At 71.6% G+C, this 6,801-nt stretch carries 7 protein-coding genes; all 7 read left to right on the forward strand.

Annotated elements, in window-relative coordinates:
* The first annotated feature begins 97 nt into the window (after positions 1-97).
* The 7 genes from recG to mutM all read left to right on the forward strand — a co-directional run bounded on the left by recG (position 98) and on the right by mutM (position 6,639).
* On the forward strand, positions 98-2,308 hold the full coding sequence (recG, locus tag ACFYL4_RS17200) for an ATP-dependent DNA helicase RecG (RefSeq protein ID WP_387519186.1): 2,211 nt from the start codon (positions 98-100) through the stop codon (positions 2,306-2,308).
* A gap of 42 nt (positions 2,309-2,350) precedes the next feature.
* Entirely contained in the window at positions 2,351-2,917 is a 567-nt protein-coding gene (rsmD, locus tag ACFYL4_RS17205; protein WP_387519188.1) for a 16S rRNA (guanine(966)-N(2))-methyltransferase RsmD, read from the forward strand.
* A gap of 194 nt (positions 2,918-3,111) precedes the next feature.
* Complete coding sequence (gene coaD / locus ACFYL4_RS17210; RefSeq protein WP_387519190.1) at positions 3,112-3,600, forward strand: pantetheine-phosphate adenylyltransferase; 489 nt, start codon at positions 3,112-3,114, stop codon at positions 3,598-3,600.
* Between the two features lie 233 nt (positions 3,601-3,833).
* Positions 3,834-4,379, forward strand: a complete 546-nt coding sequence (locus ACFYL4_RS17215; RefSeq protein WP_357767341.1) for a DUF177 domain-containing protein — start codon at positions 3,834-3,836, stop codon at positions 4,377-4,379.
* Between the two features lie 131 nt (positions 4,380-4,510).
* Complete coding sequence (rpmF, locus tag ACFYL4_RS17220; protein WP_013151268.1) at positions 4,511-4,687, forward strand: 50S ribosomal protein L32; 177 nt, start codon at positions 4,511-4,513, stop codon at positions 4,685-4,687.
* A gap of 350 nt (positions 4,688-5,037) precedes the next feature.
* Positions 5,038-5,790 (forward strand): ribonuclease III, encoded by a 753-nt coding sequence (gene rnc / locus ACFYL4_RS17225; RefSeq protein WP_357767288.1) that lies wholly within the window; start codon positions 5,038-5,040, stop codon positions 5,788-5,790.
* A gap of 3 nt (positions 5,791-5,793) precedes the next feature.
* Positions 5,794-6,639 (forward strand): bifunctional DNA-formamidopyrimidine glycosylase/DNA-(apurinic or apyrimidinic site) lyase, encoded by an 846-nt coding sequence (mutM, locus tag ACFYL4_RS17230; RefSeq protein WP_387519193.1) that lies wholly within the window; start codon positions 5,794-5,796, stop codon positions 6,637-6,639.
* The last annotated feature ends 162 nt before the right edge of the window (positions 6,640-6,801 follow it).

The raw sequence follows: 6,801 nt of genomic DNA on the forward strand, positions 1-6,801 counted from the left end.
CGTTCCGTTGCCCATGCTCAGCCTGACGCCGGTCGTCGCACCGGAGGTCTACGGTGACAGTGACGGTCGACCCCACGCAACCGGGACGGGAACCACAGTGAGCACCTGGGACGAGCCGCTGCGCAAAGGACCGCTCGGCGGCAGGACGGCGAAGGCACTCGCCGACAAACTCGACCTGCACACCCTCGGCGACCTGCTGCGCTACTATCCGCGCCGCTATGACCGCCGGGGCGAACTCACCGACCTCGCGCTGTTGCGGGAGGGCGAGGACGTCACCGTGCAGGCCAAGGTCCTGGACGCCCGGCGGCGCACCATCCCCGCCCGCCAGGGGCGGCGCCGCATGGACATGTTGGAGGCCACCGTCACGGACGGCACCGGCCGCCTCCACCTGACCTTCTTCAACCGGGGCTCCCACCACCAGAACACCCTCGTCCCCGGGCGGCTGGCCATGTTCTCCGGCCGGGTCTCCACCTTCAAGGGTCGCCGCCAGCTCGACCACCCCGAGTACGTGCTGTTGGACGACGAGGGCCTGGAGGGCGAGGCGGCCCGCGCCTACGCCAACGAGCTCATCCCCGTCTACCCGGCGGTCAAGGGGCTGGACTCCGCCACCATCGCCCGGTCGGTCGGGGTGGCCCTCGACTACGCGGTGGACCTCCCCGACCCCCTCCCCCCGGAACTGCGCGAGAGCAGGGGGCTGCTGGGTGTCCACGAGGCCCTGGTGCGCGTGCACCGGCCCGCCGAGTGGTCCGAGGTCGCGGCCGCACGGCGCCGTCTGAAGTGGGACGAGGCCTTCGTGCTCCAGCTCGCCCTGGCCCAGCGGCGCCAGCAGGCGCAGGAGCTGCCCGCCCGTCCCCGGCCAGGCGCGGACGGAGGTCTCCTGGACGCCTTCGACGCCCAGCTGCCGTTCACACTCACCGACGGCCAGCGGGAGGTGGGCGAACGGCTGGCCGAGCGACTCGACGCCACCCACCCCATGCACTGCCTGCTCCAGGGCGACGTCGGCGCGGGCAAGACCCTGGTGGCACTGCGCGCCATGCTGCGGGTGGTCGACTCCGGTGGCCAGGCGGTCATGCTCGCTCCCACCGAGGTCCTGGCCCAGCAGCACCACCGGTCCATCGGCGCGATGCTCGGGGCGCTCGGCCGGGCCGGGCAGATCGACGGCGCCGACACCGCCACCCGTGTCGCCCTGCTCACCGGGTCCATGAACACCGCCGCCCGGCGCGAGGCCCTGCTGGAGGCCGCGTCGGGCCAGGCGGGGATCGTCGTCGGCACCCACGCCCTGCTCCAGGAACACGTCTCCTTCGCCGACCTGGGCCTGGTCGTCGTGGACGAGCAGCACCGCTTCGGTGTGGAGCAGCGCGACGCCCTGCGGGAGAAGGCCAGGGACGGTCGCCCCCACGTGCTGGTGATGACCGCCACACCCATCCCGAGGACCGTCGCGATGACCGTCTACGGCGACCTGGACGTGGTGGCCCTCACTCAGCTGCCCCAGGGGCGCGCGCCGATCTCCACCCACGTGGTCCCCGCCCACGAGAAGCCGCACTTCCTCACCCGTGCCTGGGAACGCGTCCGTGAGGAGGTGGGCCGGGGGCGGCAGGCCTTCGTGGTCTGCCCCCGGATCGGGGACGGTTCCGGCGGCACGGAGGCCGGTGACGAGGTCGACACCCCGCCCGAGGACGCGCCTGCGGGCGCCCGGCCCCCGCTGGCGGTGCTGGACGTGCTGACCCGCCTCCGGGAGGGGCCGCTGGCGGACGTGCGGGTGGAGGCGCTGCACGGGCGGATGGCCCCGGACGACAAGGACGCCGTGATGCGCCGCCTGACCTCCGGCCAGACCGACGTGGTCGTCTCCACGACCGTCATCGAGGTCGGTGTGGACGTGCCCAACGCCACGGTCATGGCGATCATGGACGCCGACCGGTTCGGGATCTCGCAGTTGCACCAGCTGCGCGGACGGGTCGGTCGGGGGACCCTGCCGGGGCTGTGCCTGCTGGTCACCGAGGCCGAGGAGGGCAGCCCCGCTCGCGAGCGCCTGGCCGCCGTGGCCTCGACCACGGACGGGTTCGAGCTGTCCCGCGCCGACCTGGAGATGCGCCGGGAGGGCGACGTGCTCGGCGACGCCCAGTCCGGCTCCCGTTCGAGTCTGCGGATGCTCACGCTGGTCAAGGACGAGGAACTCATCGGTGAGGCGCGTGAGGAGGCCACCCGCCTGGTGGAGCGGGACCCCGGTCTGACCGGGCACCCGCCGCTGGCGCGGGCCCTGGAGGCCCTGCTGCCGGAGGAGCGCGCCGAGTACCTCGACAAGACCTGACGCCCCGCGCCGGCGTGCCCCGGAGCGCACTACCGTGGGGCCATGACCCGCATCATCGCCGGGGCGGCGGGCGGACGGCGCATCTGCGCCCCCGACGGCCGCACCACCCGACCCACCAGCGACCGCGCCCGCGAGGCCCTGTTCGCCTCCGTCCAGTCCGACCTCGGCTCGCTTGACGGACTCCGTGTGATGGACCTCTACGCGGGGTCCGGGGCGATCGGCCTGGAGGCCCTGTCGCGCGGCGCCGCGCACGCGCTGCTCGTCGAGGCGGACGCCAGGGCGGCCCGGGTGGTGAGGGAGAACATCGCCACACTCCGGCTCCCCGGGGCGCGGCTCGCGGCCGACCGGGTGGAACGGGTGCTGGCGCGCGGCAACACCGATGCCCCCTACGACCTGGTGGTGGCCGACCCCCCGTACGCGGTCACCGACGAGGAGGTGGCCTCGGTGTTGTCGGCCCTGGTCGAGCAGGGGTGGTTGGCCGAGGACGCGGTGCTCGTGGTGGAGCGGTCCAAGCGCGGTCCCGAACCCCTCTGGCCCGAGGGCGTCGAGCGGGACCGCAGCCGCAAGTACGGCGAGGCGATCCTCTGGTACGCCCGCGTCACCGGGTAGATACCGGGTGAAAGGGACGTTTTTCGGCGCTTTCCGGGGGAAGGTTCACACGACCCGGCGGAGGAGAGGTCCGTTGCCGGGTCGTGTGAAAGCGGACACGGGGGACCACTAAGTGGGAGTTGCCCGAAATCGGGCGGATAGGAGCCCCTACGATCGCTGTACCCGTGAGTAGTACCTGAGAGGGGCGATCCACCGTGCGCCGAGTCGTCTGTCCGGGCTCCTTCGACCCGGTCACCTACGGACACATCGACATCATCGGGCGAGCAGCCAAGCAGTACGACGAGGTCATCGCCGCCGTACTCAACAACGTCAACAAGCGTGGGCTCTTCACCGTCCCCGAGAAGCTCGACATGCTCACCGAGGGCACCGCCGAGTTCGACAACGTCCGGGTCACCGAGTTCGACGGGCTCCTCGTCGACTTCTGCCGGGAGAACGGGGTCGAGACCATCGTGCGCAGCCTGCGCTCGGTCAGCGACTTCGACTACGAACTCCAGATCGCGCAGATGAACTACCGGCTCTCCGGTGTGGAGACCGTCTTCATGACGGCCAACCCGCAGTACTCCTTCCTGTCGTCCAGCCTGGTCCGCGAGATCGCCCAGCACAGGGGAGACGTCTCCAGCCTGGTCACCCCGTACGTCCAGGGGCGCCTCCGCGAGAAGTACGCCGAGCGCGAGCGCGAATAGCCCCCGCACCCCGCCCCGGGGGCGGCTTCGGGGGCCTGATTTGGGTGGTCGGGGACATGGTAGGTAGAATCTGGGTTCGACCATGGGCGTCGCCGGTCCTCGGCGTGCGCTCTGGCCGGTCAGCACCACCGCGTCAGCCCGACGCCCACCATGTCGGCGGCTGTGTGCCCGGCACCCGGAACTCTCCTGAAAGCGCGATCACCCTGTCTCGTCTAGATGCCCGCGACCCGTACGTGGTCGACACCCGCCAGCTGGGCCGCCAGCCGGGTTCGATGCGTACCGTCAACCGAATCGTGACCGTCCCCGAGGCGCTCGAGACGGCGATGGCCAGCGTGCCCAAGGGCCAGGAGATCGAGCTGGACCTTCGCCTGGAGGCGGTGATGGAGGGCGTTCTCGTCACCGGGACCGTCACCGGCGGCCTCACGGCGGAGTGCTCCCGCTGCCTCGACCCCCTCTCCGAGGAGCTGGAGGCGAACTTCCAGGAGATGTACCGCTACGCCGCCGACGACGAAGTGAGCGTCGGAAGCGACGAGGACGCGGGCGACGACGATGAGGACTACTATCTAGAGGGCGATCTGCTCGACCTCGAACCGGTGGTCCGAGACGCCGTCGTGCTCGCGCTCCCACTCTCACCGCTGTGCGGCCCGGACTGCCCCGGCCTGTGCGCCGAGTGCGGTGTCAAACTCGCCGACGCCGGACCCGATCACGGTCACGGCGACGGTGTCGACCCGCGTTGGGAAGCGCTCCGCGACATCGCGGAGAAGCCCGACCAGCAGTGAGTCAGTGATCCGATCGCGCGCGGTACCCGCAGGGGCCGCCGACGACCGGGACACACCCTCCCCGCCACAGCGCGCGGGGTGACCAGATAAGCGACCTCCCGCGCACGCGGGGGTGACCCAGGAGGATTGAAGTGGCCGTCCCGAAGCGGAAGATGTCGCGGAGCAACACCCGGACCCGCCGTTCCCAGTGGAAGGCGTCGCGCCCGGTGCTGGTCAACTGCCCGCGCTGCCGTGACCCGAAGCAGCCCCACATCGCGTGCCCGACCTGCGGCACCTACAACAACCGCCAGGTCACCAACCCGGCCTAACCCGGACGTGCCAGGCTTCGGGCCCCGTGCCCGATCCCGTACACCCGGACATCATCGGGGCGGAACCCTCAGAGGGCTCCGCCCCGAAGTGCTGTCCGGGAACGGCCGTACCGTGGGCCTGTGTCCCCAGGGCTTTGTAGAGTGAACCCCACGGGCCCCGGAGACACCGCGGCCCGTGGTGTCCGACACCGGTGGTCCCGGTCCCACAGGGGCTCCCGAGATCGTGGTGGCCGCCGGGGGAGCACGCTCCCGCGACGATCACCTCGTTTTCGAGCGTCCTGGTCGGGTCGGGGATCACCTCCACCTTCGCGCGCCGTCCGTCGGCGCGCCCAACCGGGAAGCGAACCCGCGTGGCCAGTCAACTCTCCGTCTCCGAGACCAGGTCCTTCCAGCGCGCGATCGGGGTCGAGGTGGACGCCAAGATCCTGCTCCGGGCCCTGACCCACCGCTCCTACGCCTACGAGAAGGGCGGGCTGCCCACCAACGAGCGCCTGGAGTTCCTCGGCGACTCCGTGCTCGGCCTGGTGGTCACCGACACCCTCTTCCGCAAGCACCCCGACCTTCCGGAGGGGCAGCTCGCCAAGCTGCGTGCCGCCGTCGTCAACATGCGGGCCCTGGCCGACGTCGCCCGGGGGCTGGGCATCGGCGAGTACATCCGCCTCGGCCGGGGCGAGGAGGGCACCGGGGGTCGCGACAAGTCGTCGATCCTCGCGGACACCCTGGAGGCGATCATCGGCGCCGTGTACCTGGACCGCGGCCTGGACGTGGCCTCGGAGTTCGTGCACCGGCTGTTCGACCCGCTGATCGCCACCGCCTCCGGCCTGGGCGCCGGTCTGGACTGGAAGACCTCCCTCCAGGAACTCACCGCCGCCGAGATGCTCGGTGTGCCCGAGTACCACGTGGACGAGAGCGGCCCCGACCACCAGAAGACCTTCCGCGCGACCGTCCGGGTGGCGGGGGAGAGCTACGGCCTCGGCGAGGGGCGCAGCAAGAAGGAGGCCGAGCAGCAGGCCGCCGAGTCCGCGTGGAAGGCCATCCGGGCCCGCGCGGACCGCGCCGCCGAGCAGGCCAAGGGCAAGTCGAGCCCCAGCGGGCAGGGCTGAGGCGTGCCCGAACTCCCCGAGGTGGAGGTGGTCCGGCGGGGCCTGGCCGAGCACGCGGTGGGGCGCCGGATCGGCGCCGTCGAGGTGCTGCACACGCGGTCGGTCCGCCGTCACGAACCCGGTCCCGCCGACTTCGCGGCGCGCCTGGGCGGCCAGACCCCCACGGCGGTACGGCGCCGAGGCAAGTACATGTGGCTGGTGCTGGACGGCGGCGACCTGCTCCTGACCCATCTGGGCATGAGCGGGCAGATGCTGGTGCAGCCGCAGGGCAAGCCGGACGAGCGCCACCTGCGGGTGCGGATGCCGCTGGCGGACGGCAACGAGCTGCGCTTCGTCGACCAGCGCACCTTCGGTCACCTGCTGCTGGACCGCGAGGGCGAGCGGCCCGAGGTGCCGTCGTCGGTGGACCACATCGCCCTGGACCCGTTGGACCCCGCCTTCGTCCCGGAGGCGTTCGTCCGCGCGCTGCGGGCCAAGCGCACCGAGGTGAAGCGGGCGCTGCTGGACCAGACACTGATCAGCGGGGTCGGCAACATCTACGCGGACGAGGCGCTGTGGCGTTCGCGGCTGCACTGGGCCCGTTCCACGCGGGGTCTGTCCAACGCCCGGGCCCTGGAACTGCTGGGCCACGTCACCGACGTGATGACCGAGGCGCTGGACGTCGGCGGGACCACGTTCGACGGGCTGTACGTCAACGTCAACGGCGAGAGCGGCTACTTCGCACGCGGGCTCAACGCCTACGGCAGGCGCGACGAGCCCTGCGGGCGCTGCGGCACGCCGATGGTGCGGGAGGCGTTCATGAACCGCTCCTCGTTCAGCTGCCCGCACTGCCAGCGGCGGCCCCGCTGACCAGGACCACCGAGCGCGTACCCGTCAATGGCGAATACTGGGATCTGGCGGCCCCGACCGGAGCCCGCGCCTAGATGAGTGATTCCAAGGGGTCAGTGATCGTAAGCGGTCAATGAGCGTAGGACCGGCTGGCCGGTGCGGTCGTTGTGCCAGACCACGGCG

This window comes from Nocardiopsis sp. NPDC006938, from assembly GCF_042869555.1.
Lineage (GTDB): Bacteria > Actinomycetota > Actinomycetes > Streptosporangiales > Streptosporangiaceae > Nocardiopsis.